The sequence below is a fragment of the Stenotrophomonas indicatrix genome (genome assembly GCF_050573115.1).
Taxonomy (GTDB): Bacteria; Pseudomonadota; Gammaproteobacteria; order Xanthomonadales; family Xanthomonadaceae; genus Stenotrophomonas; species Stenotrophomonas lactitubi_A.
Genome location: NZ_JBNYZT010000007.1, coordinates 194,196 through 219,548, shown reverse-complemented (window position 1 = coordinate 219,548; position 25,353 = coordinate 194,196). Strand labels below are relative to the sequence as shown.

21 protein-coding genes are annotated in these 25,353 nt (G+C 67.0%); 9 read left to right on the top strand and 12 right to left on the bottom strand.

Annotated features, from left to right (window positions below; genetic code table 11):
- Positions 1-48 precede the first annotated feature (48 nt).
- Together zapE and ACQ5SA_RS16890 are read right to left on the bottom strand one after the other, a co-directional pair.
- A complete protein-coding gene (gene zapE, locus ACQ5SA_RS16895; protein WP_499315118.1) occupies positions 49-1,149 on the bottom strand; it encodes a cell division protein ZapE in 1,101 nt (366 codons plus the stop codon).
- A complete protein-coding gene (locus tag ACQ5SA_RS16890) occupies positions 1,146-1,817 on the bottom strand; it encodes an alpha/beta hydrolase (RefSeq protein ID WP_499315117.1) in 672 nt (223 codons plus the stop codon). The genes zapE and ACQ5SA_RS16890 overlap by 4 nt, the downstream gene beginning before the upstream one ends.
- A 43-nt stretch (positions 1,818-1,860) precedes the next feature.
- Here ACQ5SA_RS16890 and ACQ5SA_RS16885 point away from each other — a divergent pair, with 43 nt between their 5' ends.
- Positions 1,861-2,718 (top strand): EamA family transporter, encoded by an 858-nt coding sequence (locus ACQ5SA_RS16885; protein WP_499315116.1) that lies wholly within the window; start codon positions 1,861-1,863, stop codon positions 2,716-2,718.
- Positions 2,719-2,775: 57 nt separating this feature from the next.
- On the opposite strand, the gene ACQ5SA_RS16880 is transcribed toward ACQ5SA_RS16885, so the two are convergent.
- The 3 genes from ACQ5SA_RS16880 to ACQ5SA_RS16870 all read right to left on the bottom strand — a co-directional run bounded on the left by ACQ5SA_RS16880 (position 2,776) and on the right by ACQ5SA_RS16870 (position 5,770).
- A complete protein-coding gene (locus ACQ5SA_RS16880) occupies positions 2,776-4,215 on the bottom strand; it encodes an ExeM/NucH family extracellular endonuclease (RefSeq protein ID WP_499315115.1) in 1,440 nt (479 codons plus the stop codon).
- 221 nt (positions 4,216-4,436) lie between these two features.
- The gene (locus tag ACQ5SA_RS16875; RefSeq protein ID WP_088100772.1) at positions 4,437-4,955 is read right to left on the bottom strand and encodes a c-type cytochrome; all 519 of its coding nucleotides are present in this window, start codon (positions 4,953-4,955) and stop codon (positions 4,437-4,439) included.
- 197 nt (positions 4,956-5,152) lie between these two features.
- A complete protein-coding gene (locus ACQ5SA_RS16870) occupies positions 5,153-5,770 on the bottom strand; it encodes a TetR/AcrR family transcriptional regulator (protein ID WP_230110220.1) in 618 nt (205 codons plus the stop codon).
- Between the two features lie 158 nt (positions 5,771-5,928).
- Here ACQ5SA_RS16870 and ACQ5SA_RS16865 point away from each other — a divergent pair, with 158 nt between their 5' ends.
- The 3 genes from ACQ5SA_RS16865 to ACQ5SA_RS16855 are packed head-to-tail and all read left to right on the top strand — an operon-like array spanning position 5,929 to position 10,720.
- A complete protein-coding gene (locus ACQ5SA_RS16865) occupies positions 5,929-7,092 on the top strand; it encodes an isovaleryl-CoA dehydrogenase (RefSeq protein WP_312787401.1) in 1,164 nt (387 codons plus the stop codon).
- 8 nt (positions 7,093-7,100) lie between these two features.
- Positions 7,101-8,711, top strand: a complete 1,611-nt coding sequence (locus ACQ5SA_RS16860; protein ID WP_230110218.1) for a carboxyl transferase domain-containing protein — start codon at positions 7,101-7,103, stop codon at positions 8,709-8,711.
- A gap of 26 nt (positions 8,712-8,737) precedes the next feature.
- Positions 8,738-10,720 (top strand): acetyl/propionyl/methylcrotonyl-CoA carboxylase subunit alpha, encoded by a 1,983-nt coding sequence (locus ACQ5SA_RS16855; protein ID WP_499315114.1) that lies wholly within the window; start codon positions 8,738-8,740, stop codon positions 10,718-10,720.
- A gap of 45 nt (positions 10,721-10,765) precedes the next feature.
- Here ACQ5SA_RS16855 and ACQ5SA_RS16850 read toward each other — a convergent pair whose 3' ends face one another.
- Entirely contained in the window at positions 10,766-11,941 is a 1,176-nt protein-coding gene (locus ACQ5SA_RS16850) for a putative peptide maturation dehydrogenase (protein WP_499315113.1), read from the bottom strand.
- Between the two features lie 147 nt (positions 11,942-12,088).
- On the opposite strand from ACQ5SA_RS16850, the gene ACQ5SA_RS16845 reads away from it, so the two are divergent.
- A complete protein-coding gene (locus tag ACQ5SA_RS16845; protein ID WP_353100439.1) occupies positions 12,089-12,385 on the top strand; it encodes an NHLP-related RiPP peptide in 297 nt (98 codons plus the stop codon).
- Positions 12,386-12,393: 8 nt separating this feature from the next.
- On the opposite strand, the gene ACQ5SA_RS16840 is transcribed toward ACQ5SA_RS16845, so the two are convergent.
- The 4 genes from ACQ5SA_RS16840 to aceB all read right to left on the bottom strand — a co-directional run bounded on the left by ACQ5SA_RS16840 (position 12,394) and on the right by aceB (position 19,322).
- Entirely contained in the window at positions 12,394-14,889 is a 2,496-nt protein-coding gene (locus tag ACQ5SA_RS16840) for a putative peptide modification system cyclase (protein ID WP_353100437.1), read from the bottom strand.
- A 15-nt stretch (positions 14,890-14,904) separates the two neighbouring features.
- Positions 14,905-15,945 carry a GGDEF domain-containing protein gene (locus tag ACQ5SA_RS16835; protein WP_499315112.1) on the bottom strand — a complete coding sequence of 347 codons (1,041 nt, stop codon included), beginning with the start codon at positions 15,943-15,945 and terminating at the stop codon, positions 14,905-14,907.
- A 368-nt stretch (positions 15,946-16,313) separates the two neighbouring features.
- On the bottom strand, positions 16,314-17,615 hold the full coding sequence (gene aceA / locus ACQ5SA_RS16830; protein ID WP_099819578.1) for an isocitrate lyase: 1,302 nt from the start codon (positions 17,613-17,615) through the stop codon (positions 16,314-16,316).
- A 69-nt stretch (positions 17,616-17,684) separates the two neighbouring features.
- Positions 17,685-19,322, bottom strand: coding sequence for a malate synthase A (gene aceB / locus ACQ5SA_RS16825; protein WP_230110212.1), 1,638 nt, complete (start codon positions 19,320-19,322; stop codon positions 17,685-17,687).
- Positions 19,323-19,431: 109 nt separating this feature from the next.
- On the opposite strand from aceB, the gene ACQ5SA_RS16820 reads away from it, so the two are divergent.
- Together ACQ5SA_RS16820 and ACQ5SA_RS16815 are read left to right on the top strand one after the other, a co-directional pair.
- The gene (locus tag ACQ5SA_RS16820) at positions 19,432-20,400 is read left to right on the top strand and encodes a LysR family transcriptional regulator (RefSeq protein ID WP_499315111.1); all 969 of its coding nucleotides are present in this window, start codon (positions 19,432-19,434) and stop codon (positions 20,398-20,400) included.
- Positions 20,401-20,741: 341 nt separating this feature from the next.
- Entirely contained in the window at positions 20,742-21,650 is a 909-nt protein-coding gene (locus ACQ5SA_RS16815; RefSeq protein WP_499315110.1) for a LysR family transcriptional regulator, read from the top strand.
- Between the two features lie 249 nt (positions 21,651-21,899).
- Here the strand turns inward: ACQ5SA_RS16815 and ACQ5SA_RS16810 are convergent, their stop codons facing one another.
- Both ACQ5SA_RS16810 and lepB read right to left on the bottom strand, forming a co-directional pair.
- On the bottom strand, positions 21,900-23,156 hold the full coding sequence (locus tag ACQ5SA_RS16810) for an MFS transporter (protein ID WP_499315108.1): 1,257 nt from the start codon (positions 23,154-23,156) through the stop codon (positions 21,900-21,902).
- 121 nt (positions 23,157-23,277) lie between these two features.
- On the bottom strand, positions 23,278-23,904 hold the full coding sequence (gene lepB, locus ACQ5SA_RS16805; RefSeq protein WP_499315106.1) for a signal peptidase I: 627 nt from the start codon (positions 23,902-23,904) through the stop codon (positions 23,278-23,280).
- 233 nt (positions 23,905-24,137) lie between these two features.
- On the opposite strand from lepB, the gene ACQ5SA_RS16800 reads away from it, so the two are divergent.
- Both ACQ5SA_RS16800 and ACQ5SA_RS16795 read left to right on the top strand, forming a co-directional pair.
- Entirely contained in the window at positions 24,138-24,539 is a 402-nt protein-coding gene (locus ACQ5SA_RS16800) for a hypothetical protein (RefSeq protein WP_499315104.1), read from the top strand.
- A gap of 3 nt (positions 24,540-24,542) precedes the next feature.
- Positions 24,543-24,989, top strand: coding sequence for a hypothetical protein (locus ACQ5SA_RS16795; RefSeq protein WP_025875822.1), 447 nt, complete (start codon positions 24,543-24,545; stop codon positions 24,987-24,989).
- The last annotated feature ends 364 nt before the right edge of the window (positions 24,990-25,353 follow it).

The window sequence follows — 25,353 nt, the reverse complement described above, 5'->3', positions numbered from 1 at the left end:
CGGATGCGTCGTGCAGATGCCGGCCAGCGGCCGGCACTACCCTCGTTGTCACGCGCGGTGCGGGGTACCCAGGTACTCGGCGCTCTGCATTTCGATCAGGCGCGAGGCGGTGCGCTCGAACGCGCCCTGCAGGCGGGTACCGGTGTACAGCTCGACCGGCGAGGTGCTGGCGGTGCAGACCAGGTTGACGTGGCGGTCGTACAGCTCGTCGATCAGGTTGACGAAGCGGCGCGCGGCATCCTCGTTCAGGCGATCAAAGGCCGGAATGCCCCCCAGCAGCACGGTGTTGAACTCGTGCGCGATCTCGATGTAATCCGACGGCCCACGCGGGCCTTCACACAAGGCGGCGAAGTCGAACCAGGCAATGCTTTTGCCACGCGCGCGTACCGGGATCTTGCGGCTCTCGATCTCGATGTTGCCGGCCTTGGCCGGTTGGCCACCGCTCAGTTCGCCCCAGCGCGTGGCCAGCCATCCATCGCTGTCGTCAGCCAGCGGCGCGCGGTACACCGGTGAACGGGTCAGCGCGCGCATGCGGTAGTCCTCGGTGCCCTCGGCGTACAGCTCCACGCAGTAGCGCTGCAGCAGGCCGATGGCCGGCATGAAGCTCTCGCGCTGCAGGCCGTTGAGGTACAGGTTTTCCACCGCCGTGTTGGAGGTGGTGACCAGGGTCACGCCCTCGGCGAACATCCGCTCCAGCAGGCGCGCCAGCAGCATGGCATCGCCGATGTCGGTGACGAAGAATTCGTCCAGCACCAGCACGCGCAGGTTGCTGCGCCATTCCTGGGCGATCTTCGCCAGCGGGTCGCTCTGGCCCTGGTGCTCGCGCAGGCGCTCGTGGACGCTGCGCATGAAGCGATGGAAGTGGGTACGGTACTTCTGCTTGATCGGCAGGCCGTCGTAGAACAGGTCCACCAGGAAGGTCTTGCCGCGGCCGACGCCGCCCCAGAAATACAGGCCCTTGACCGGCTCGGGCTTCTTCCAGAACGAGGACAGGCGGTCCAGCCAGCCGTCTTCGGCGCTGTCCACCAGGGCCAGGTGGATCCGGTCCAGCTCGGCCAGGGCCGCATGCTGGGCCGGGTCGTTCTGCCAATCGCCGCGTTCCACCCCGGCCGCATAGCGTTGCGTCGGGGTCAGTTCCACCTCGCTCATGCCGCCGTGCCCAGCCAATGCTTGACGCCGTGGGTGAGCGCGCCGCGCAGGTCGATCAGCTTGCGGTGGAAGAAGTGGCTGGTGTCCGGCATGCGCACCAGCTCATGCGGCGCATCAAGGCTGTCCAGCCACTGGTAGACGGCCTGCGGGTCGACGATCTCATCCTGCTCGCCCTGGATCACCAGCCAGCGGGCCGGCGGCGCGATGCCGCCGAAGTCCCAACGGCCCGCCGGCGGCGCGATCGAGATCAGCGCTTCGGGCTGCAGCTCGGCGGCGGCCTTCAGCGAAACGAACGCGCCGAAGCTGAAGCCGGCCAGCCACAGGCGGTCGTCCGGGCGCTGCTGGCGGACCCAGGCGGTGACGGCCTTCAGGTCCTCCTGCTCGCCAACGCCATGGTCGAATTCACCGGCAGAACCACCGACGCTTCGGAAGTTGAAGCGCACCGTGGCGATGCCCAGCTCGCGCAGGGTGGTGGCGGTCATGGTGACCACCTTGTTGTGCAGGGTGCCGCCTTCGGTGGACAGCGGATGGCAGATGATGGCCACGATCGGCTGCACCGGCACATCGGCCTTGGGCAGGTCGATGAGCACTTCCAGCGGGCCAACCGGGCCCTCCAGTGCGATGCAGGCGGTTTCGCCGGGGGCGACGGGGAACGAGGGCTTGTGCATGGCACCATGATAGCGTCCCCCGCCGCTGCCCTGTGCCCGCCCCATGCTCTACCTGTCCCTGGCCGTGATCTGCAGTGTGCTGGTTTCGGTGTTGTTGAAGCTCGCTGGCCGCCGCCAGCTGGATGTTGCGCAGATGGTGACCTGGAACTATCTGGTCGCCGCGACGATGACGGCAGTGGTGCTGCAGCCGCCGCTGGACGCCTTGCGCGCACCGCACGCACCGTGGGTTTCACTGCTGGCGCTGGCGGTGGTGCTGCCCTCGATCTTCCTGGTACTCGGCCGCGCGGTGGCTGTTGCCGGCATCGTCCGCAGTGATGTGGCGCAGCGGTTGTCGCTGCTGCTGTCGCTGGCGGCGGCGTTCCTGTTCTTCGGGCAGACCGCCACGCCGTGGAAGCTGGTCGGGCTGGGCCTGGGCCTGCTGGCGATGGTGGCCATCAGCCTGCGTCCACGCGGCCCGGCAGTGGCCGCTTCCGCCGGCGGCTGGGGCTGGTTGCTGGGCGTGTGGGCCGGCTTTGCAGTGGTGGATGTGCTGCTGAAGCAGGTGGCGCTGTCGGGCACGCCGTCGATGGCGGCGGTGCTGGCCAGTTTCAGCGTGGCCTTCGTGCTGATGCTGGCGCTGCAGCTGTGGCGGCATTTCAGTGGGCGCAGCCGCCTGGCCTGGCGCAACGTCGGTGCCGGCGCGCTGCTGGGCCTGCTCAACGGCGGCAACATCCTGTTCTACGTGCATGCGCACCAGTCGATGCCGGAAAGCCCGGCCACCGTGTTCGCCGGCATGAACATCGGCGTGGTGGTGCTGGGTGCGCTGGTGGGCGTGTTCGCCTTCGGCGAGGCGACCACGCGCTGGAACCGCGCCGGCCTGGCACTGGCGGTGCTGGCGATTGGTTTGATCGCCTGGGGGTGAGTGATGCCTGGGGTCGGATCCCATTCCCACGGAATGGGCTCTGACCCCGGCGCAGGCTTATCTGTCGAAGCCGAGCAGCAGCGGGTCGTGGTCGGAGCTGCGCCATGGGCCCTGCACGTTGCGGCCCTGGTAGCCGCTGGCGTCCTGCTCGTCGGCGTTGCTGTGCCACTCGGCGGCGCCACGCAGGCGCTTGGCCATCGTCGGGCTCAGCAGCGCGTGATCGAGGCGGCCGGTATAGCCGTTGTAGACGTAGCTGTAGGGCTGTTCGACCTTGGCTACCTTGAAGGCATCCTGCCAGCCCAGGTCGTGCAGGGTGCGGATCGGATCTTCCATCGCGTAGGCGTTGAAGTCGCCCATCAGCACCACGTCCTTCACCTTCAGACGTGCGGCTTCGGCCTGCACCCAGGTGTTGAGCTGCCTGGCCGATTCCACACGGGTAGCGTTCCAGCAGCCCTGTCCGTCATTGCGGTCGGCGTCGGCACCGCTGGCCTCGCGGCAGCCCTTGGACTTGAAATGGTTGGCAACCACCATGAACGGTGCACCCTTGCCCTGGAAGGCCTGCGCCAGCGGCGCACGGCTGTGTTCGACGAAGGGACCGTCGAGCTTGGTCAGCGGCTTGCCGAGCGGTTTGAATTCGCTCCTGCGGTAGATGATGCCGACGCGGATCGGATTGCTGCCGGGGCCCTGCCCGGCATCGACGAACGCCCACTGCTTGTCGGCCGCGAGACCGACATTGAGTGCGTCCACCAGTTCGGCGATGGCCGACTGCGGGCCGTAGCCGTCGTTCTCCAGTTCCATCAGCGCGGCGATATCGGCGCCCAGCGCGTTGACGGTAGCGACCAGCTTGCCGACCTGCGCCTTGTGCTCGTCCAGTGTGCGCGCGCCGCGCAGGGTCGGGAATCCACCGCCCTGACCGTCGCCGTTGAAGAAGTTCTCCAGGTTGAAGGCTGCGATATGCAGGCTGCCGGGCACGCTCGGCACGGCCGGCCGCTGCAGTTCCGGCAGCTTCACTGTGCCGTCGACCTGCAGACTGGGGCGGCCCTGCGCATCGACGCGCACGGTGCCTTCCACGTTGCGCAGCTGCATGCCGGTACGCAGCACCGGGTTGCCCGGCAGGTAACCGACGCTGGCCGGGTCACGCGCATCGCTGCCATCGTCCAGCAGCAGGCGGCGGCGTTGGTTGTCGGCCATCACCTGTTCGATACCGGCGCTGCCGGGCACGGCCACTTCGGTCGGCTGCCAGAGGCGGCCATCAAAGGCGACGGTGAGCTGGCCGAAGCGCTCCAGACCATCGGTGCCGGCCAGCGTGAGCGGCGCGGCGATGCGCACGTGCTGGCCTTCCAGTGCACGCCAGTCGGCCGGCGCGGCCGTCAGGGTGACGGTGGCCGGGCTGCGCGGCGCGGTCGCCGGGGTCGACGCAACCTGCGGCTGAGCCTGGGCGAAAGCGGATGCTGGCAGCAGCAGGGACAGGGCAAGGGCGAGGGAACGGCGGCGCATCGACAGACGACTCCACGGAAGAGGCGCACAGACTAACCCTGAAATGTGAAACCCCGCCTGCGCGGCGGGGTTTCGGCCTTGGTCGGCAAAGGTAGTGCCGGCCGCTGGCCGGCAACCTCATGACCTCTGTGCGATGCGTGGTTGCCGGCCAGCGGCCGGCACTACCAGAGGTCATGAGGTTGCCAGCCACCCGCCGGCACCAGCGGGTGCCGCAGAACCCGTTATTTCAGATTGCCCAGCATCCAGTCCACGGTGGCGTGGATCTGCTCCTCGGTGAGCGCCGGGTTGCCGCCCTTGGGCGGCATGATGCCGCCATCCGGACCGGTGTAGCCCTCGATGGCGTGCTTGTAGAGGGTGTCCTTGCCCTGCGCCAGGCGCTTGTCCCAGTGCGAGTGGTCCAGCGTCGGCGCCATGCCCACGCCGGTGGTGTGGCAGGCGGTGCACAGGTTGTCGAAGATCACCTTGCCGTCCTTGGTACCACCGTAGGCCACCTGCGAGGCGGCCTTGGCCAGCGCGGCGGCATGCGCTGCAGCCTGCGCGGCCGCGCCGGTGCTGCCGGCGTACACCGCGCCGGTGGGCGAAATGCGCTGTTCGGTGCGTTTGGCGGCGGTGGGCGACACCTCGGGCGGAATCCGGGTGTGGATGAACGCGGCCAGGAGGATCAGACCGAGGGTGATGGCCATCAACAGCGCGATCACCATGGAGAAGCGTTTCAGGAACTCCAGATCGTAATTCCGCACTCTTCGTTACCCCTGGCTGATAGTCGTTGGACCACGGCTGAGCGACTGCGTGATGGGCCGAGTATAGAACGCACTTTGCGTGCGACAACAGGCGTCAGGGCTGGTGCGGCGCAGCATGCCTGCCCGGTAGTGCCGGCCGCTGGCCGGCATCGCCATGTCTTCGGATGCATCGTGCAGATGCCGGCCAGCGGCCGGCACTACCGGATGACGGGGGCGCCAACAGCCCGCAGGCAGAAACTGCAGATGGCCTCGACCAGCGCGCCTTCGTCGCGGTGCGCTTCACGGCTGGGCGCGGTCGGGCCGACCATCGCTTCGGTGAACGCACCCACCAGGCAGGCGGCGGCAGCGTGCGCGTCCTGCGCCGGCAGTTCACCGGCCGCCACGCCCTCTTCCACCAGGCGCAGGAATACGTCACCAAAGGCACGGCGGCCGCGCATGCGCTCGGCTTCCACGTCCGGGTCCACCGGCTCGACGATGAAGGCGTGGGCCAGCCCAGGGCCAGCCAGGGCACGGCGGACAAAGGCGGTGATGGCCTGGCGCAGGCGCACGCTGGCCGGCTCCGGGGCGCTGGCGATGCGCTCCATGATCGCCACCTCGTGGGCCACGGCGGCATTGAGCACTTCCACGAACAGCTCCGCCTTGGACGGGAAGTGGCGGTAGATCAAGCCGGTGGAGACCCCGGCCTGGGTTGCCACGGCCGTTACCGGCGCGTTGCGCCAGCCGCCGGTGGCGACCAGTTCGCGGGTGGCCAGCAGGATCCGTTCACGGGCCCCGGCCAGGCGTTCTTCCATCAATGCTGAGCGTTTATAGGCCATGTTCTGATTCTAGTTTCAATTTTTGAATTTGTATTCACTTCTTACCCGAACCCCGCTACGCTGGGGTCCAATCGCCCGCGCGGGCTGCTGCTGTGAACAGCTGCCGCTTACCCTTCCGGGTGCGTCCATTCCCCACCTTCCCTCGTGGAGCCATCGCAATGCACGTGCCATCCCTGAACTTCGACCTCGGCGAAGATATCGACCTGCTGCGCCAGAGCGTGGCCCATTTTGCCGCTGCCGAGATCGCGCCGCTCGCGGCCGAGACCGATGCGACCAACCAGTTCCCGTTGGCACTATGGCCCAAGCTGGGCGAGCAGGGCCTGCTGGGCTTGACCGTGGAAGAAGAATACGGCGGCACCGGCATGGGCTACCTGGCCCACGTGGTGGCGATGGAAGAAGTCTCGCGTGCTTCCGGTGGCATCGGCCTGTCCTACGGCGCGCATTCGAACCTGTGCGTGAACCAGCTGCGCAAGAACGGCACCGAGGCGCAGAAGCAGCGCTTCCTGCCGGACCTGTGCAGCGGCGCCAAGATCGGTGCGCTGGCGATGAGCGAACCGGGCGCGGGTTCGGACGTGGTGTCGATGAAGCTGCGCGCGGACAAGCGCGGCGACCGCTACGTGCTCAACGGCAACAAGATGTGGATCACCAATGGCCCTGACGCCGACGTGCTGGTGGTCTACGCCAAGACCGACATGGACGCCGGTGCCAAGGGCATCACCGCCTTCCTGGTCGAGAAGGGCATGAAGGGCTTCTCCACCGCGCAGAAGCTGGACAAGCTGGGCATGCGCTCCTCGCCCACCTGCGAACTGGTGTTCCAGGACTGCGAGATCCCCGAAGAGAACGTGCTGGGCGCGGTCGGTGGCGGCGTGCGCGTGCTGATGTCCGGCCTGGACTACGAGCGTGTGGTGCTGTCCGGCGGCCCGCTGGGCCTGATGGCTGCAGCGATGGACGTGGTGATGCCGTACGTGCACGAACGCCACCAGTTCGGTGAACCGATCGGCAGCTTCCAGCTGATCCAGGCCAAGATCGCCGACATGTACGTGGGCCTGGGCGCCTGCCGCGCCTATGTGTATGCCGTAGCACGCGCCTGTGACCAGGGCCGCACCACCCGCCAGGATGCAGCCGGCGCGATCCTGTACGCCGCCGAGAAGGCGACCTGGCTGACCGGCCAGGCGATCCAGATCCTCGGTGGCAACGGCTACATCAACGAATACCCGACCGGCCGCTTGTGGCGCGATGCCAAGCTGTATGAAATCGGCGCCGGCACGTCGGAGATCCGCCGCATGCTGATCGGCCGCGAACTGTTCCAGCGCACCCTGTAAGGCACCCCATGAGCATCCTAGGCAGCCAGCTGCAACCGGGCAGCGATACGTTTGAAAGCAACCGCGCGGCGATGCAGGCCGTGGTCGACGATCTGCACGCCACCCTCGCCCGCACCGCCCTGGGCGGCAGCGAAGCGGCACGCGCCAAGCACACCGCACGCGGCAAGCTGCTGGTGCGCGACCGCATCGATGCCCTGCTCGACCCGGGCAGTGCGTTCCTGGAAATCGCGCCGCTGGCCGCGCACGGCATGTATGACGACGCCGTGCCTGCTGCTGGCGTGGTTGCGGGCATCGGCCGCGTGAGTGGCGTGGAGTGCGTGATCGTGGCCAACGACGCCACGGTCAAGGGCGGCACCTACTACCCGGTGACGGTGAAGAAGCATCTGCGCGCGCAGGAAATCGCCGAGCAGAACCATCTGCCGTGCATCTACCTGGTCGATTCCGGCGGTGCGTTCCTGCCGCTGCAGGATGAGGTGTTCCCCGACCGCGACCACTTCGGTCGCATCTTCTACAACCAGGCCAACCTCTCCGCGCAGGGTATTCCGCAGATCGCCTGCGTGATGGGCAGCTGCACCGCCGGTGGCGCCTATGTGCCGGCGATGAGCGACGAGACGGTGATCGTGCGCGAGCAGGGCACCATCTTCCTCGGCGGCCCGCCGCTGGTGAAGGCGGCCACCGGTGAAGTAGTGACAGCCGAAGAGCTGGGCGGTGCCGACGTGCACACGCGCATTTCCGGCGTGGCCGACCATATGGCCGACAACGACCTGCAGGCGCTGGCACGGGTGCGCGCGATCATCGCCCAGCTCAACTGGCGCAAGCCCGAAGCAGCGATGGCGCTGCAGCCGGTGGAAGAACCGCTGCTGCCGGCGCACGAACTGTACGGGGTGATCCCGGCCGATACGCGCAAGCCCTACGACGTGCGCGAAGTGATCGCGCGATTGGTCGATGGCTCACGTTTCGATGAGTTCAAGCCGCGCTATGGCGCCACCCTGGTGACCGGCTTCGCGCATCTGCACGGCTACCCGATCGGCATCATCGCCAACAACGGCATCCTGTTTTCCGAGTCTGCACTGAAGGGCGCGCACTTCATCGAGCTGTGCACCCAGCGCAACATTCCGCTGGTGTTCCTGCAGAACATCACCGGCTTCATGGTCGGCCGCAAGTACGAACAGGGCGGCATCGCCAAGGACGGCGCCAAGCTGGTGATGGCCGTGGCCTGCGCCAAGGTGCCCAAGTTCACCGTGGTGATCGGCGGCTCGTTCGGTGCCGGCAACTACGGCATGTGCGGCCGCGCGTACTCGCCCAACTTCCTGTGGATGTGGCCGAACGCACGCATCGGCGTGATGGGCGGCGAACAGGCCGCCAGCGTGCTGGCCACGGTCAAGCGCGATGGCATCGAAGCCAAGGGTGGGCAGTGGCCGGGCGAGGAAGAGGAGGCGTTCAAGGCACCGATCCGCGACCAGTTCGAACAGCAGGGCCACCCGTATTACGCCAGTGCGCGGCTGTGGGACGACGGTGTGATCGATCCGGTCGATACCCGCCGGGTACTGGCCCTGGCCCTGTCGGCCAGCCTCAACGCTCCCCCGCAGCAGACGCGCTTCGGCGTGTTCCGCATGTGACCTGTGCCATGACCGAGTCTGTTGCCATGTTCAGCAAAGTCCTGATCGCCAACCGTGGCGAGATCGCCTGCCGCGTCATCGCCACCTGCCGTCGCCTCGGCATCGCCACCGTGGCGGTGTATTCCGATGCGGACCGCAATGCACGCCATGTGCGCCTGGCCGACGAAGCCATCCACATCGGCCCGGCGGCCGCGCGCGAGAGTTATCTGCGCAGCGATGCCATCCTCGATGCCGCACGCCGCACCGGCGCGCAGGCCATCCATCCCGGCTACGGCTTCCTCTCCGAGAACGCCGACTTCGCCGACGCCTGCGTCGCGGCGGGGATCACCTTCATCGGTCCGCCCGCCAGTGCGATCCGCGCGATGGGCGACAAGAGCGCGGCCAAGGCCTTGATGGCCAAGGCCGGCGTGCCGCTGACGCCGGGCTACCACGGCGACCAGCAGGCGCCGGCGTTCCTGCGCACCCAGGCCGATGGCATCGGCTATCCGGTGCTGATCAAGGCCAGCGCCGGCGGCGGTGGCAAGGGCATGCGCAAGGTCGAGCGCAGCGAGGACTTCGTCGATGCACTGGCCAGCTGCCAGCGCGAGGCGGCCTCGGCGTTCGGCAACGACCATGTGCTGGTCGAAAAGTATGTCGAGCGCCCGCGCCATATCGAGATCCAGGTATTCGGCGGTGGCCATGGCGAGGCGGTGTATCTGTTCGAGCGCGACTGCTCGGTGCAGCGCCGCCACCAGAAGGTGCTGGAAGAAGCGCCGGCCCCGGGCATGGGCGCCGACCGGCGCGCAGCGATGGGCAAGGCCGCCGTCGATGCCGCGCGCGCGGTGGGCTACGTCGGTGCGGGCACGGTGGAGTTCATCGCCGGCCCGGACGGCGATTTCTACTTCATGGAAATGAACACCCGCCTGCAGGTCGAACATCCGGTCACCGAGTTCATCACCGGTACCGACCTGGTGGAATGGCAGCTGCGCGTGGCCGCCGGCCAGCCGCTGCCCAAGCGCCAGGACGAACTGACCATCCACGGCCATGCGCTCGAAGCGCGCTTGTACGCCGAAGATGCCGACCGTGGCTTCCTGCCGTCCACCGGCACCCTGCGCCGCCTGCGCCTGCCGACCCCGTCGGCGAACGTGCGGGTGGACACCGGTGTGGAGGAAGGCGACAGCATCACCCCGTACTACGACCCGATGATTGCCAAGCTGATCGTCTGGGACGTGGACCGCGACGCCGCGCTGCGGCGCATGAGCCAGGCCCTGGCCGACTGCCAGGTAGTGGGTGTGACCACCAATGCCGGCTTCCTGCGCCGCCTGCTGCACACCGATTCGTTCGCCAACGCAAAGCTGGATACCGCGCTGATCGAGCGTGAGCAGACCGCACTGGCGGTGACCGGTGACGGTGAGCAGGCACTGTGGGAACTGGCAGCGATCGCCGCGGTAGCAAGCACACCGGCCGCTGCCGCCGATGTGCGCGACCCGCGTTCGCCGTGGCAGGCACAGGATGGTTGGCGGTTGGGCGCCCCTGCCGCGCGTGTGGTGCCACTGCAGCAGGGAGAGCGGGCGCACACGCTGAAGGTGTGGGCCACGGCCGATGGCTGGCGCGTGCAGTGCGATGACGCCGCGCCGAAACAGGTCGTCGGCCATGCCGATGGCCACACCCTGTTGGTGCAACTGGACGACCGTCGCTGGCGGTTGCAGCTGCAGCGCGACGGCGACCAGCTGTATCTGTTCGGCAGCGATGGCCAGCACCGCTTCACCCTGCACGACCCGGTGGGCGAATCGGAACAGGCCAGCGCCGACGCCGGCAGCCTGCTGGCACCGATGCCCGGCAGGATCGTGGCGACACTGGTGGCGGCAGGCACGCAGGTGAAGCGCGGCACGCCGCTGGTGGTGCTGGAAGCGATGAAGATGGAACACACTCTGCAGGCGCCAGCCGATGGCACGGTGAAGGGTTATCGCGCCAAGGCCGGTGACCAGGTGGGGGATGGCGCGGTGCTGGTGGATTTCGAAGCGGCGTGACCGATGGTGAGCCGGGCGCTGCCCGGCTCACCTGTTGCCCAGAGGTCAGGATTGCGAAGCCGGATTTCCGCGCCAGACCTGCTGCAGCGGGTCGAATTCACTGGTGACCTGGGTGACCGCGCGCCACCCCAGGCCACATATCATCACCGGGCTGGCGTCGATGCCATCCAGCCCCAGCGCCTTCTCCACGTTGATTTCGTTGATTGCCGCAGTCACGTACGCCGCCAGCCCAAGTTCGGTGGCTGACAGCATCCACTGTTGCGAAAGGTGCCCCGCATCAAGCAGCACGGCCCTGTAGGCCTTTGGATGGCGGCGGTATTTCCAGAAGCTGCGTGGGAAGCGTGCCACCTGGATGATGTGCAGCGGGGCGTCGGCGAACCAGTCCTGCCCGGAAACAAAACCCAGCACCATGGCGCGCAGGTCGTCGGTGGCAACGGCGACCGGTCGCAACGCGTGTTCCATCGGATGATAGTGATAGACGCCCGGCGCAAGACCGTCGACAGCCAGGGCGACCACATAGGTTTCCAGCGGATGCAGACCGCCGCCGGAAGGAATGTTCTTCTTCAGGAACTCCATGCCATCCCCCGGCCGCAGTGCAGCGTGTGCCTGCACGGTCCGCTTGAGTACCTGCGCCAACATCGGCAGCGCCAGTGCACGCTGCGCATCGAAGTTGCGGCAGGTTGCACGTTTCTGCAGAAGCTCGTCGCGCGCATCGTCAGGTGTTTCGGGCAGTGCCACAGGGGCGGTGTCTGGCGCGTCGACCGCGACGGGCGGTGCACCGAACCTGTCATGCAGATCCTGCGCCGTGACCAGCTTGCCCTCGCGCATTTCGCGCGCGCTGTTGATACCGCCCCAGCGTCCCATCCGATGCTGCAGCGCCGACAGGGGCCACCAGTTGGCGTCGCGCAGGCGCTGGTCGCGGTCTCGATGCGCTGCCTCACCCGGCTCCTGGCTGATCACCAGACCAACCTCCAGCAGCCGTGCCAGCACGGCGCCTTCGATGCCAACCTGTGCAGACTCCGCCCAGCGATCCGACTCGATGCGGCCCAGCACGTCGATTTCCTCGATGCTCACCTCCACCGGCGCCTCCAGGTGGGCAGCAAGCGCCTGCCAATGCATGCGCGTGGCCAGGCCCGCCTGGCCCTGCAGCAGCAGGGAGAGGTCCAGCGAGACTTCGCTACGGGGTTCGAACATCACGATCGCGCAACGTCGGATCTGCATCTTTCGTCATCCACCAGTGGAACCCGTAGTATGCGGGTTGCCCACATCGGCTGCGGTACTGCGGCGGTGTTCCTGTGCAATGCACACGACGCCCTAAATGCCGAGCGCTGGTGGCCGATACCGTAGGTTCTACTCTGGATGATCGACATGGCTACCGACCCCCGCCTTTCCGCTGAAGACGCCGGCGTACTGCTGGACAACCTCATCAACGATGCCGCGTTCCGCGAACGCTTCGCCGAATCACCGGCTCAGGCCCTCTCCAGCATCGGCCTGGACGCCGCCCTGGGTGAGAAGGACTGCATGAAGATCGACTCGCTCGCTTCGGTGGAGGAACTCACCCGCGTTCGTGACGGCCTGCAGAAGCACCTGGCCAGCTCGCTGACCGCGATGAATGTGGTGTTCTGCTTCGAAGCCGGCAAAGTCGACGAGCGCATCGGCGACTGATTACCGCCTCAGGGCGCGCCGGCCGCTTTGGCCGGTGCGGCCCAGGTCGATACATCGTGCACGTTCAGCGGCTGCCAGACCTGCATCGCCGTGACTTCGGCAATGGCCTGACCACGGTGACGGGCCAGCCATTCCTGTTCTCGGCGTACGCCAGCGTCATCGCGCTGCGCACGTAGTGCATGCAGCAGTACCACGTGCGCCTGCACCGGTTCGCTGCCATCCAGCATCGGCTCGATCAGCGCGCGCGCGGCGTCAGGCCGCTGTCCCTGCAGTTCGCCCATCGCTGCAACCACGCGCATCCATTTACCGACCATCGGGCTGCGCTGAGCGCGCAGCAGTGCCTCGTTCGCATGCAGCCAGCCTTCGGCAACATCGGTCTGTCCCTGCCGCTGGGCCAGATAGACAAGAGCCAGCCACTGCAGGCTGCGGGCCTGCTGCATGGGATCGTCTCGATCTTCCAGCAGCGGCTGCAGCTGCGCTGCGATGGCCTGCAGCTCGGCCTTGTCGCCCGCCGCGCACAACGTGGTCACGCTGGCATGCTGCAATCGCTGCTGCACCTGCATGTCGGCAAGCTCAGGTGCCGGCGCGTCCTCGCGCACGGCTGCCTGCATCGATGCGCAATCACCTTGGTCGGCAGCCAGCAGCAGCTGTGCACGCAGCCGCATCCGCTGCGCCAGTGCATCTCCGGTGCGCAGCTTCACCAGCAGCTGCGCGGCCTGCACATAGCGGCGCTGCGCCACGAATACATCGACCCCGGTGTCATCGGGATCATCGCGGCCACGCAGCCCTTGTGCCTGCACCAGCGTTTCGGCGGCCAACTGCGGTTGGTTGTGCGCGATCTGGATGCGTGCCAACTGCACCATCGGATACAGCCGCAGCGGATCCTGCGGTACGGACGCCGCACGTGCATAGGATTCGGCTTCGCTGAAACGATTGTCCTGCAGCAGCAGCCAGGTCGTGTTGGATAACCCGGCGAAGGAGTCGGGATAGACCTTGGCCAGCGTCCGCCATTGTTCCAGGGCCCAGCCGCCCGGTTCCAGCTCCGCCTGCCAGGCCTTCAGATACAGGCGCTCGCGCGGTGGCAGGCGTTCCTGCTGGGCGAGCGCGTGCTGCATTGCCTCGCGGGCCTGCCGCCCTTCTTCGGTGCGGGCCAGCAGCTTGGCCACGCCCATGTAGGCCAGGGCAAAACCAGGATCGATGTCGATCGCCGCCTGGTAGAGATTGCGTGCTTCCTCGAAGCGGCGCTGGCCCAGGGCATTCTCGGCCAAGGCATAGGCGCGCAGAGCGCGTAGGTCGCGGGTGGAGGCCTTCGGCAGCGGCAGGGACTGTTCCAGGCTGGCCACCGATTCACCGAGGCCGCGGCGCAGACGACCGACGACATCGTCCACCGCGAACATCATCTGGTCAGGGCCGTCGGCGGCGACAGTGAAGCTGCGCACCACCTGCCCGCTGCCGGGTGCCACCACATCGATTCCCAGCTGATAGCCCCCTGCCTTGGGACGTACGGTCGGCAGCAGGACCGCTCGTGCACCTTCGCGCATGGCCACATCGATGGCTGCACCGCGATTCAAGCGGGTATCGCCGGACAGGCGCGCCATTTCCAGGCTTTCGCGGATCTTGCCTTCGGACAGCACATTCACATAGCGCGACTGTTCCAGTGCGATCAGGATCGCGTGGCGGGTCGATTCATCGAACACCGGCTCACCGGTGAAATTCTCAAGGTCGGCCAGCACCACCCAATCGCGCTCTGAGAATGCGATAGCCGGCTCCGGGCGCAGCAGGAACCACCCCCCCACCACGACAGACGCCAGGATCAGGCTTTCCGCCAGCAGCACCACCGGCTGACGCCACAACGGCAGATCACGCCGTGCCTTGGCGTTGGCGCGTGGCAGGCGCAGCGGAGCAAAGCCGATCTCGCCAACTTCAATCACTTCCTGGACGGTCGGCATGCCTTTGAACCGCCAACGCCCGTGCGACTTCCACAGCAGGCGTTCGCCACGCTCGCCCAAGGCATCCGTGGCGCGTCGGGTCAGCGACTCGGCAACCGCCGACATCAGGATCTGGCCAGGGCGCGCCAGGGTCATCAGGCGCGCGGCCATCGGCTTCGCCAGGCCTTCGACTTCCATCGACTTGGCGCCGACCTTGACCGCTTCGGGACTGTTTTCCCAGGTCAGCACATCACCCACATGCAGGCCCGCCCGTGCACGCAGTTCAACCCTGCGCTGTTCGCCCAGCGCCTGAAGGTCGCGCTGGTAATCCAGTGCAAACCCGAGCGCGTCCACTGGGCGCTCGAACAGCAGGAACAGGCCGTCGGAACGGTCGATCAGCTGCCCGTTCCAGCGATGCTGCAACACCAGCACCAGACGGTCGTGTTCCTGGAACAGGGTGGCCGCGGCAGCGTCGCCGATACGCTCCACCAGCTGCAGCGAATCGCACAGGTCGGTAAAAAGCAGCGCCCGCAGTTGGGCGTTATGCGGGGTCGACGTTCCGTTGTCGCCATTCATCGCCTGGATCTCCGCTCATTGTCCATCCGGACCATCGGTCCACCGCAGGCAGTTGCCGCCTGCGCGCTTGGCTTGGTACAGCGCACGATCGGCGCGAGCGTACCACTCGCTCCAGTCCGCGTCAGGGGCCAGCAGGCTGGCCCCGATGCTGGCCAGGCTGACATGCGGGGTGCCATGGCTGCGCTCGAGCAGGCCGTGCACCGCGCTGAGGATGAACTCGGCAGCGTGCTGCACAATCTCGGTGCTGCCCCGGCGCAGGATCAGGCAGAACTCATCCCCGCCCAGGCGGCAGGCCAGGTCATGTTCGCCAGCCATCGAGCGCAGGATGTTGCCCATGCTCTGCAGCACCCGGTCACCCGCCTGGTGGCCGTGGCGGTCGTTGATCTGCTTGAACCGGTCGCAGTCGATTAGCAGCAGCGCCTGCGGCAGCCCTTCTTCCTGCGTACGGCATTCCTGCAGGTACAGGGCCAGGCCGCGGCGGTTGTGCAGGCCGGTCAGTTCATCGGTGCGCACCAGCTCACGCGTGTGGGTCAGCTGGTGGGTGGTGATGTACAGGTTGTCCAGCGCGGCTTCCAGGTCATGGTTGCGCCGCCGCAGCTGGCTGATCAGGGCCTGCTCATTGGTCAGCACGCGCAGGATCGTGCGCCGCAGGAAGTAGGCCACCAGGCCCGGATCGGACTCGACCAGGCGATGGAAATCAGCCGGCCCCAGTTCCAGCACGTGGCAGTCGGCCATCACCCGCGCGCTGGCGCTGCGGGGATGGTCGCCCATCAACAGGCCGAGCTCACCGAAGAACTCATGCCGGCCGAGCGTCTTGAGCACCAGGTCCTCGCCGAAATCCAGCTCGATCAGGCCTTCGAGGATGATGTACATGCACTCGCCGCGGTGGCCGCGCTGGAACAGCCACTGGCCCGCTTCCACCCTGCAGGGCTGGGCGAACCGGGCAAACAGGGCGACTTCTTCTTCGGAGAGCAGCGCATGCACGATCTCGGCCATCGCCGTCTTGGCGATACCGGTTGTCATGTCGATGTTCTCGGCCGCACCCCTGCCGGTCATTCCCTGCACCCGCCGCCAGCGTCCCCTGGTGAGCCGCGGAGCATATCAGTGAATCAAACTGTGCGCCGCTTCTCATTTTTGTGAAGACGCAGCGCTCCAGCTCATGCGCAGGGAAATGCCCCATTCACGCGTGCTGGCGGCAGAAGGAAAGCAAGCCATATCAATATCTTGGCGGCGCCGCGACACCGATTGTCGCAGCGGCCACAGATACAACGACGCCGGCAGATCCCCCGATCTGCCGGCGTCGTCTGGCCCTTCCCTGGCCACCCTGATCGGATCCGCAGCCCCGGTAGAGCCGGCCGCTGGCCGGCTGCCACGCAGCGCCCGGAGCATCGTGTGGTTGCCGGCCAGCGGCCGGCACTACCAGATCATGCTGCGCGTTCGCTGCGCCCGCCGTGGAACTGCTCCTCCTCGGTCGAGCCGGTCAGTGCGGTGGTCGAGGACTGCCCCTGCTGGATCGCCTGGGTCACCGCATCGAAGTAGCCGGTGCCGACCTCGCGCTGGTGCTTGACCGCGGTGAAGCCACGCTCGGCCGCTTCGAACTCGGCCTCCTGCAGTTCCACGAAGGCACTCATCTGCCGGCGCGCATAGCCGTGGGCCAGGTTGAACATGCCGTAGTTCAGCGCATGGAAGCCGGCCAGGGTGATGAACTGGAACTTGTAGCCGTAGCTGCCCAGTTCCTTCTGGAACTTGGCGATGGTGGCGTCGTCCAGGTTCTTCTTCCAGTTGAAGCTGGGCGAGCAGTTGTAGGCCAGCAGCTTGCCCGGGAACTTCGCATGGATCGCCTCGGCGAATTTCCGCGCGAATTCCAGATCCGGCTTGCCGGTCTCGCACCACACCAGGTCGGCATAGGGCGCGTAGGCCAAGCCACGGCTGATGGCCTGGTCCAGGCCATTGCGGGTCTTGTAGAAGCCTTCCACGGTGCGCTCACCGGTGGCGAACGGGGTGTCGTTCGCATCGATGTCGCTGGTCAGCAGATCGGCCGCTTCGGCATCGGTACGCGCGACCAGCAGGGTCGGCACACCCAGCACGTCGGCGGCCAAGCGCGCAGCGTTGAGCTTCTCGATCGCCTCTCGGGTCGGCACCAGCACCTTGCCGCCCATGTGGCCGCACTTCTTCACCGAAGCCAGCTGGTCTTCGAAGTGCACGCCGGCCGCACCGGCTTCGATCATCGCTTTCATCAGTTCGAAGGCGTTGAGCACGCCGCCGAAACCGGCTTCGGCATCGGCCACGATCGGTTGCAGGAAGTCGATGTCATCTTTGCCTTCGGCATGGTGCAGCTGGTCGGCACGCAGCAGCGTGTTGTTGATGCGCTTGACCACTGCCGGCACCGAATCGGCCGGATACAGCGACTGGTCCGGGTACATCTGCCCGGCCAGGTTGGCATCGGCCGCCACCTGCCAACCGGACAGGTAGATCGCCTTCAGCCCGGCCTTCACCTGCTGCATGGCCTGGTTGCCGGTCAGCGCGCCGAGCGCGTTGACGAAGTCGCGCTCATGCAGCGATTTCCACAGCTTTTCCGCACCCAGCCGGGCCAGCGAATGCTCGATATGGACGGTGCCACGCAGGCGCACCACGTCGGCGGCGCTGTAGTTGCGCTGGATGCCTTCCCAGCGCGGATTGGTGTCCCAGTCGTGCTGGATCTGTTCGGCAGTGGGCAGCGTGCTCATGTCTATCTCCAGTTCGGTTCGTGCGGATGCAGCGGGGAAGGAAGCGGCGAGGAAAGTGGCGTGCAGCGATCAGTCGATGCGTGCGTACGCCGGCAGGGTCAGGAAGTCGGTCAGTTCATTGCTGCGGCTCAGCTCGGCCAGCAGGGTGATGGCTTCTTCGATGCGGCCACCACCGGGCAGCGCCGAGGTATCGCCGAGGCGCGCCGGCAGCTGTGCCAGGGTGGTATCGAGCAGCGCCAGGTCGATGGCGGTGCCGTCGTCCAGCTGCTGGCCCGGCGTGTGCAGCCACTGCCACAGCTGGCTGCGGCTGATCTCGGCAGTGGCTGCGTCCTCCATCAGGTGGTGGATCGGCACGCAGCCGTTGCCATCCAGCCATGCGGCCAGGTAGCGCACGCAGACTTCGACATTGCCTTCGAAGCCAGCGCGGGTGATCGTGCCCGGCGGACGCGCGATCAGTTCGTCGCGGCCCACGCGCACGTCCTGGCGCAGCACGTGGTGCTGGTTGGGCGTGGGCATGTGTTCGTCGAAGATCGCCATCGCCACCGGAATCAGCGCCGGGTGCGCGACCCACGTGCCATCGTGGCCGGCGCTCACTTCGCGCAGCTTGTCGGCACGCACCCGCGCCATTGCCTGCTCGTTGGCAGCAGCGTCGTTGTTGATCGGAATCTGCGCGGCCATGCCACCCATCGCATGTGCGCCGCGGCGATGGCAGGTCTGGATCAGCAGTTCCGAATACGCCTTCAGGAACGGCTGGGTCATGGTCACCTGGCCGCGCTCGGGCAGCACGCGGTCAGCGTGGCGGCGGAAGGTCTTCAGGTACGAGAAGATGTAATCCCAGCGCCCGCAGTTGAGGCCGACGATGCGATCGCGCAGCGCATGCAGGATCTCGTCCATCTCGAACACCGCCGGCAGCGTCTCGATCAGCACGGTCACCTTGATCTGACCGTGCGGCAGGCCGAGCATGCCTTCGATGTGCGACAGCGCGGTCTCCCACAGCGCCGCCTCTTCCATGCTCTGCAGCTTGGGCAGGTAGAAGTACGGACCACGGTCCCTGGACTGCAGCGCGCGCGCATTGTGGAAGGCGAACACCGCTGCATCGAACAGGCCGCCGGCGAGGAACTGGCCATCGACGCGCACATGCTTTTCGTCCAGGTGCCAGCCGCGCGGACGCACGATCAGCACCGCCTGCTCGTCGTAGGGGCGCAGCGCGTAGTGCTTGCCCGCCTTGCCGTTGGACGCCGGTGCGGTGTACTGCAGGTCGCCGCGCACCGCGGCAGCCAGCGACTGCTGACCGGCCAGCAGGTTGCGCCAGGTCGGCGAGGTCGAATCCTCAAAGTCGGCCATGAACACCTTGGCGCCGGAGTTCAGCGCGTTGATGACCATCTTCGGGTCGGTCGGCCCGGTGATCTCGACGCGGCGGTCCTGCAGCGCGGCTGGCAGCGGCGCCACGGTCCAGTCACCGCTGCGGATCGCAGTGGTGTCCTGGCGGAAGTCCGGCAGGCCGCCCTGGTCAAAGAACGCCTGGCGCTCGCGGCGGGCCTGCAGCCGCGCCTGCCGGCCGGGTTCCACTGCCCGGTGCAGGGACACCAGCAGGGCCAGCAAGGGCGCCGGCAGCACGGTGGCCTGGCCCGCCACCTGGGTCGCCAGAGCGATGCCCGGCGTGGCCTTGGCGGCGGTGGAGGGGACAGCGGAAGCGACGGCGGACATGGGAGGACTCCAGCGTGGGGGAACGACTCCACCGTGCCGCCGCAGCCCTGTATTTGGCAAAACAGTTTTTGCAATGCTTTACATAAGTTGTGCTAATACTTATGACGCCATGACCACGCGCCCCTCGCCAAGCCCCCGTTTTTCCTACAAATCCGATCGGCTGAAGCCGCTGCGTGCGTTCTGTCAGACCGTGCGTCTGGGCTCGGTCTCACGGGCGGCTGAGGCGCTTTTCGTCAGCCAACCGGCCATCAGCCTGCAGTTGCAGGCGCTGGAGCGTGAGTTGGGGGTGCCCTTGTTCGAGCGCAGCGGCCGGCGCCTGGTGCCCAGCCGCGAGGGTCAGGTGCTGTATGAAATGGCGCAGCCGCTGGTGGAGAGCCTGGACGGCCTGGAAGCGCGCTTCCGCGACAAGGTGCGCGGGCTGGACGCGGGCGAACTGAACATCGCCGCCAACAGCTCGACCATCCTGTACCTGCTGCCGAAGATCGTCGAGCGCTTCCGCCAGCATTACCCCGACGTACGCCTGACCCTGCACAACGCCATCAGCGCCGACGGCACCGACCTGTTGCGCGAGGATGCCGCCGACCTGGCGATCGGCTCGATGACCGATGTGCCGGCCGACCTCAGCTACGCCCCGGCCTACCGTTTCGAACAGGTGCTGATCGCCCCGCATGACCATCCACTGGCCAGCGGTGGCGAGCTGGAACTGGCCGACATCGCCCGGTACCCGCTGGTGCTGCCGCCGAAGCGGCAGATCACTTACCGGCTGGTGGACCAGGTGTTCCAGCGCCACCGCATCGCCTACACCGTTGCGCTGGAAGTGGGCGGCTGGGAAGTGATCAAGCAGTACGTGGCGATGGGCATGGGCATTTCCATCGTGCCGGCGCTGTGCCTGAACGATGCCGACCACGAGCGGTTGGCGGCACGCTCGATGAAGCGTTGGTTTCCGGAGCGGAGTTATGGGGTGATCGTGCGGCGCGGCAAGGCGCTGTCGGCGCAGGCGCGGGCGTTTGTCGAGCTGATCCAGCCGGAGCTGTTCAGTCCGCGCGATTACGACCAGAGCGGGCATTCGGAGCGGTAAGGGGTTCTCGGCAGGGCTGCGCCCTGCACCTGCCGAATCAACGTCAACTGCAACGGCAACGGCAACGGCAACGGCCTGCATTCCGTGGATGGCGGGGTGGTGTGGGTGGGCAGGACACGCCGTAAACCCTTCCATGGGGGCTCGATGGCGCCATCCATGGCGCCAACGGTCCTGCCTACCCACACCACCCCGCCTCTGACAGATTCCTGCGATCTGTCGGGGTCGGATCCCGTTGCTGCGCAACGGGCTCTGACCCCTGCTTGGTAGGGATCGAAAACTTCGGTAGATCCACGCCATGCGTGGATGGGGACTCGTGGGGTCGGGCTGGATAGACTGCATGCATGTCCATCGAACTCCGCCATCTGCGTTACTTCCTTGCCGTTGCCGACACGCTGCACTTCGGCCAGGCGGCCGAGCGGTTGGGCATGTCACAGCCGCCGCTCAGCCAGCAGATCCGGCAGCTGGAGGAACTGATCGGTGCGCGGTTGTTCGTGCGCAGCCATCGACGCGTGCAGCTGACGCCTGCGGGGGAACTGCTGCAGGAACGTGCGCGCGGCATCGTGCAGCAGGTGGAATCGGCGGTGGATGAAGTGCAGCGCGCGCAGCGTGGCGAGCAGGGTGAGCTGCGCATCGGCCTGACCCGGGCCACGCCGTTGTCGCCGCAGATTCCACGTTCGATCCTGCAGTATCGACAACAGTATCCGCAGGTGCGGCTGCAGCTGAGCGAGATGAACACCCTGCAGCAGATCGATGCGCTGCTCGATGGCTCGCTGGACGTGGGCATCATCCGCAAGCGCACGCTGCCGGCCGAGCTGGTGGCGCACAGCCTGTTCGTCGATCCACTGGCGTTGATCGTGCATGCCGACCACCCTGCCCTGCGTCGCCTGTCGAAAGGGGGGACGCTGGCGTTGCGGGATCTGGCGCAGGAACCGTTCGTGGCATTCCGCCGCAGCGCCGGGGCGGGCATCCATGACCACATGATCGCGTTGTGTGCGGCGGCGGGTTTCACGCCACGCATCGTGCAGGAAGCCGGTGAGGCGTCGACGTTGATCAGTCTGGCTGCTGCGGGACTGGGTGCGGCGATCCTGCCTTCGTCGTGCGACCACATACGGGTGGAAGGTGCACGCTTCGTGGCGCTGGCCGATGCTGGCGCGCATTCGGAAGTACAGCTGGCATGGCGCCGCGAGGGTGTGACACCGTTGATCCGCAATTTCGCCGGGCTGCTGCGCGAGGCGTTTGCGGAGGGGTGATACGCCGCGCTGCGCGCTCGCCGGGCATGGCCCGGCGCTATCGTCATCCAGCAGGGTAGGTGCGAAACATGGGCCCGGTAGATGCCGACCTTGGTCGGCGCTTTGGTTCCGGTGCCGACCAAGGTCGGCATCTACCGGGGCAACGGCGGGTCGGATCCGGTAGTGCCGGCCGCCGGCCGGCAACTGTTCGATGGTTGCGCAGCTCACAAGGTTGCCGGCCAGCGGCCGGCACTACCCTTCTGCAGGAAGTCAGGCTGTCACCGGCTGCGGGGCGCGCTGCTGCAGCGCCCAGACGATGCCACCGCCGATCACGGTCAGCAGCGCGGCGAACGCGCACACGCCCAGCCAGTCCCACGCGGCATAGGCCAGGCCGCCCACGCCGCCCAGCACGCTTGAACCCAGGTAATAGGCGAACAGGTACAGCGCCGACGCTTCCGCACGCATCGAACCAGCGCGACTGCCGACCCAGCTGCTGGCCACCGAATGGCCGCCGAAGAAACCGAACGTGACCAGCGCGATGCCCACGGCCATCGCCGACAGCCACGGCATCGCCAGCAGCACGATGCCGGCGGCGATCAGGCCGAAGGAGATCGACAGGATGCGACCGCGCCCATAGCGCGTAGCCTGCTGGCCCATCCACGCCGAACTGATGGTGCCGACGAGGTACACGCTGAAGATCAACCCGACCACGGTCTGGCTGAGGTGGTACGGCGGCGCCAGCAGGTGGTAGCCGAGGTAGTTGTAGAGGGTGACGAACACACCCATCAGCACGAACGAGGTGGCGAACAACCAGGGCAGGCCAGGGTCGGCGAACAGCGTGCGCCAGCGCGCGGGCAACTGGCGCAGGCCATTGCGGCTCGCCTGGAAGTGGCGCGACGGCGGCAGCTGCAGCCACAGCAGCACGGTGCTGGCGACGGCGATGATCGAGACCACGCCGATGCCCCAGCGCCAGCCCCAGTGGTCGGCGATGATGCCGGCCAGAAGCCGCCCGCTCATGCCACCGATGGCATTGCCGCCGATGTACAGGCCCATCGCCAGGCCCAGCGCGCGACTGTCCATTTCTTCGACCAGATAGGTCATCGCCACCGCCGGTACGCCGCTCAGCGCCAGCCCCAGCAGGGTGCGCAGCACCAGCAGGGTGGACCAGTCATCGACCAGTGCGGTGCACAGCGACAACGTGGCCGAGGCCAGCAATGCAACGATCATCAACGGACGCCGGCCGACTGCATCGGACAGCAGGCCCGCCAGCAGCATGGCCACGGCCAGGGTGCCGGTAGTCAGCGACAGCGACATAGCACTGCCCGCAGCGGACACACCGAAGTGGCGGCTGAACTCGGGCAGCAGTGGCTGCACCGTATACAGCAGGCCGAAGGTCGAGAATCCCGCGAGGAACAGCGCCAGCGCGGTGCGGCGGAAGGCCGGCGTTCCCTGCTGGATGCGGGTGTCGGCGGTAGCGTGGTCAGTACGGGGACGGTCGGCGAGGGCCGCCGGAGTTTCGCCAGTCATGGGGGCGGTGGGCCGTGGGGGCGGCCGGAATGGAGGGGACGGGCCTCAGACTAGGCCCGTCCATCCAGTCGATCCATAACCTGATAGGTCAGGATTGATACTTTTGGCATATCGATTCAGCTTACAACCGCTGCCACTCGAAGCCCTCGCCACGGCGGTAATAGACCGCCACCGCACGGCCGTAGATCTTGTCCGCATCGACGAAGCCGAAGAAGCGCCCATCGAAGCTGTTGCCGCGATGGTCGCCCAGCACCAGCACCTTGCCGGCGGGCACCTGCAGATCCGCGATGTCCGGGCCACCGCCCCTGTCCAGGTCGAGGCTGGCGCGGCGCTCCCCGAAGGCTTCGGTGTCGGCCAGGTCAGCGATCTGCAGCGGCTGGCCATTGATGCTCAGGTGACCATCGCGCAGTTGCACGTGATCGCCTGCCACGGCAGCGACGCGCTTGATCAAGCGGGTGCCGTCGGCCGGTGAATCGAATACGGCCACTTCACCACGCTGCGGCGTGCCGGTACCCAGCAGTTCCTTGCTGGTGAACGGCAGGCGCAGGCCATAGGCACGCATGTCCACCACCACCCGGTCGCCCGGTTGCAGCGTGGGCTGCATCGAACCGCTGGGCACGACGTAGTGGTTGGCGAGGGTATCGCGGGCGGCCGCGAGCAGGCCCAACATCACCAGCAGGGGCAGTGCCTCTTTCTTCAGCCAGGTGAGCGCGCGCTCTGGGAACGGCGGACGGGCTACAGCATCCATGTCAGGCTCCGGGTGGTGGGTGGGCGTCAGACCGCAAGGGCAGGCGTGAGGTTCCCGGGCATCCTGCCGGCTTCCCTGCCCGTGCCGACCAATGGTCGGCATCCACCGGGTGCCTTCCAGCCGGACGTTATGAAGGTTTTACGCCCAGGCCCGGCACGGGGCATCGCAGCTTTACGGCCACCACGCGCATCGTGTGCCTACCGCGCCGCAGGGCGCTTTGCGCAAGGTGTTGTATGACCCTCCTGGTGATCCGGCATGCGTCGCCGTCGGTACCGCGTCCGCTGCTGCCGGCCGAGTTGTCCGGCCATCCGGTGCTGTGCACCGACTGCGCCAGCCTGGCCGATGTGCGCCAGTGCCTGTGCCAGCCGCAGGCGCGCAGCGCGGACTGGGTGCTGCTTGATGTCGGCGCGGCCGACGAGGCGCAATGGTGTGCCGAGGGCGGTGCATTGCAGGCAGCGCTGGACGGTCTGCCGGCGGAGTACATCGAACTGCAGTCACCCCATCAGCTTGGTCTGGAAGCGCGCCTGCGCCTGCAGCATGGCCCGGCCGCCGTGGTGGTCGACCAGCGCAGCCAGCAGGCGGGTTATCCGCTGTCGTTGGCCATCGTCGGCCGCCGCCTGGCACGGAAGGGCTGAGCCATGTCGATCTTCATCATCCGTGGCCCGGAAGCGGCTGGCGCGCTGATCCGTACTGCCGCGCCGCTGCCGGCGCCGGTACTGAAATCACTGGTGCACCGTGCGATCGATGCAGGCACCAGCGTGGCGATCCGCGCCTGCGGTTCGGAACAGGAACTGCTGGACGCACTGCGCGTGGCCGACCACAGCCGTGGCGAGGTAACGCTGCTGGATCCGGGCGCGTGTGCCGACAGCCTGCGCCTGCAACGGCTGCTGCCGTACCTGCACAACGCCTACGTGGAAGTGCATGACGACGGCGCGGTGGCCGAGCCGTGCCTGCCGGCCGGCGTCGGCCAGCGCCTGGGCATCGCCGCCGGCTATGGCGCGCAGAGCTATGTGCTGGCGCTGGATATCGCGCTGGATCACCTGGGGTTGGCCGAGCAGGCGAACCGGGTGCATGTAGGGACGTGATGGCCGGGCTGCGGCCGGCACCCGCGGTAGTGCCGGCCGCTGGCCGGCAACCTCAACAGCAACAGCCAAAGCCGGTTTCCTGGGGGATGGCGGGGTGGGTCCGGTTGCGGGGGACGCTGCAAGTACGTGCCTGTAAGCTCGGTCGCGCCATCCATGGCGCTCACGCCCCCGCAACCGGACCCACCCCGCCTTCGATAGATTTCCGCGAACTGTCGGAATGGCATTGTCTGCTCTTGGTGGGTGTCGACCTTGGTAGACACATGGATCCACGCCATACGTGGATGAGCGACAAACTGCGGAATCTGTCGATGGCATCGACGCAAAAAAAAACGGCGGGGTTGCCCCCGCCGTTTTTTCTTTCGTA

Bases quoted from the DNA above. Each gene is read 5' to 3' on its own strand.
- ACQ5SA_RS16795 (WP_025875822.1), top strand. From the start codon at position 24,543: ATGTCGATCTTCATCATCCGTGGCCCGGAAGCGGCTGGCGCGCTGATC.
- ACQ5SA_RS16840 (WP_353100437.1), bottom strand. From the start codon at position 14,889: ATGAATGGCGACAACGGAACGTCGACCCCGCATAACGCCCAACTGCGG.
- aceA (WP_099819578.1), bottom strand. From the start codon at position 17,615: ATGAGCACGCTGCCCACTGCCGAACAGATCCAGCACGACTGGGACACC.
- ACQ5SA_RS16835 (WP_499315112.1), bottom strand. From the start codon at position 15,945: ATGACCGGCAGGGGTGCGGCCGAGAACATCGACATGACAACCGGTATC.
- ACQ5SA_RS16870 (WP_230110220.1), bottom strand. From the start codon at position 5,770: ATGGCCTATAAACGCTCAGCATTGATGGAAGAACGCCTGGCCGGGGCC.
- ACQ5SA_RS16820 (WP_499315111.1), top strand. From the start codon at position 19,432: ATGACCACGCGCCCCTCGCCAAGCCCCCGTTTTTCCTACAAATCCGAT.
- aceB (WP_230110212.1), bottom strand. From the start codon at position 19,322: ATGTCCGCCGTCGCTTCCGCTGTCCCCTCCACCGCCGCCAAGGCCACG.
- ACQ5SA_RS16890 (WP_499315117.1), bottom strand. From the start codon at position 1,817: ATGCACAAGCCCTCGTTCCCCGTCGCCCCCGGCGAAACCGCCTGCATC.
- ACQ5SA_RS16800 (WP_499315104.1), top strand. From the start codon at position 24,138: ATGACCCTCCTGGTGATCCGGCATGCGTCGCCGTCGGTACCGCGTCCG.
- ACQ5SA_RS16880 (WP_499315115.1), bottom strand. From the start codon at position 4,215: ATGCGCCGCCGTTCCCTCGCCCTTGCCCTGTCCCTGCTGCTGCCAGCA.
- lepB (WP_499315106.1), bottom strand. From the start codon at position 23,904: ATGGATGCTGTAGCCCGTCCGCCGTTCCCAGAGCGCGCGCTCACCTGG.
- ACQ5SA_RS16815 (WP_499315110.1), top strand. From the start codon at position 20,742: ATGTCCATCGAACTCCGCCATCTGCGTTACTTCCTTGCCGTTGCCGAC.
- ACQ5SA_RS16885 (WP_499315116.1), top strand. From the start codon at position 1,861: ATGCTCTACCTGTCCCTGGCCGTGATCTGCAGTGTGCTGGTTTCGGTG.
- ACQ5SA_RS16855 (WP_499315114.1), top strand. From the start codon at position 8,738: ATGTTCAGCAAAGTCCTGATCGCCAACCGTGGCGAGATCGCCTGCCGC.
- ACQ5SA_RS16865 (WP_312787401.1), top strand. From the start codon at position 5,929: ATGCACGTGCCATCCCTGAACTTCGACCTCGGCGAAGATATCGACCTG.
- ACQ5SA_RS16810 (WP_499315108.1), bottom strand. From the start codon at position 23,156: ATGACTGGCGAAACTCCGGCGGCCCTCGCCGACCGTCCCCGTACTGAC.
- ACQ5SA_RS16850 (WP_499315113.1), bottom strand. From the start codon at position 11,941: ATGCAGATCCGACGTTGCGCGATCGTGATGTTCGAACCCCGTAGCGAA.
- zapE (WP_499315118.1), bottom strand. From the start codon at position 1,149: ATGAGCGAGGTGGAACTGACCCCGACGCAACGCTATGCGGCCGGGGTG.
- ACQ5SA_RS16860 (WP_230110218.1), top strand. From the start codon at position 7,101: ATGAGCATCCTAGGCAGCCAGCTGCAACCGGGCAGCGATACGTTTGAA.
- ACQ5SA_RS16845 (WP_353100439.1), top strand. From the start codon at position 12,089: ATGGCTACCGACCCCCGCCTTTCCGCTGAAGACGCCGGCGTACTGCTG.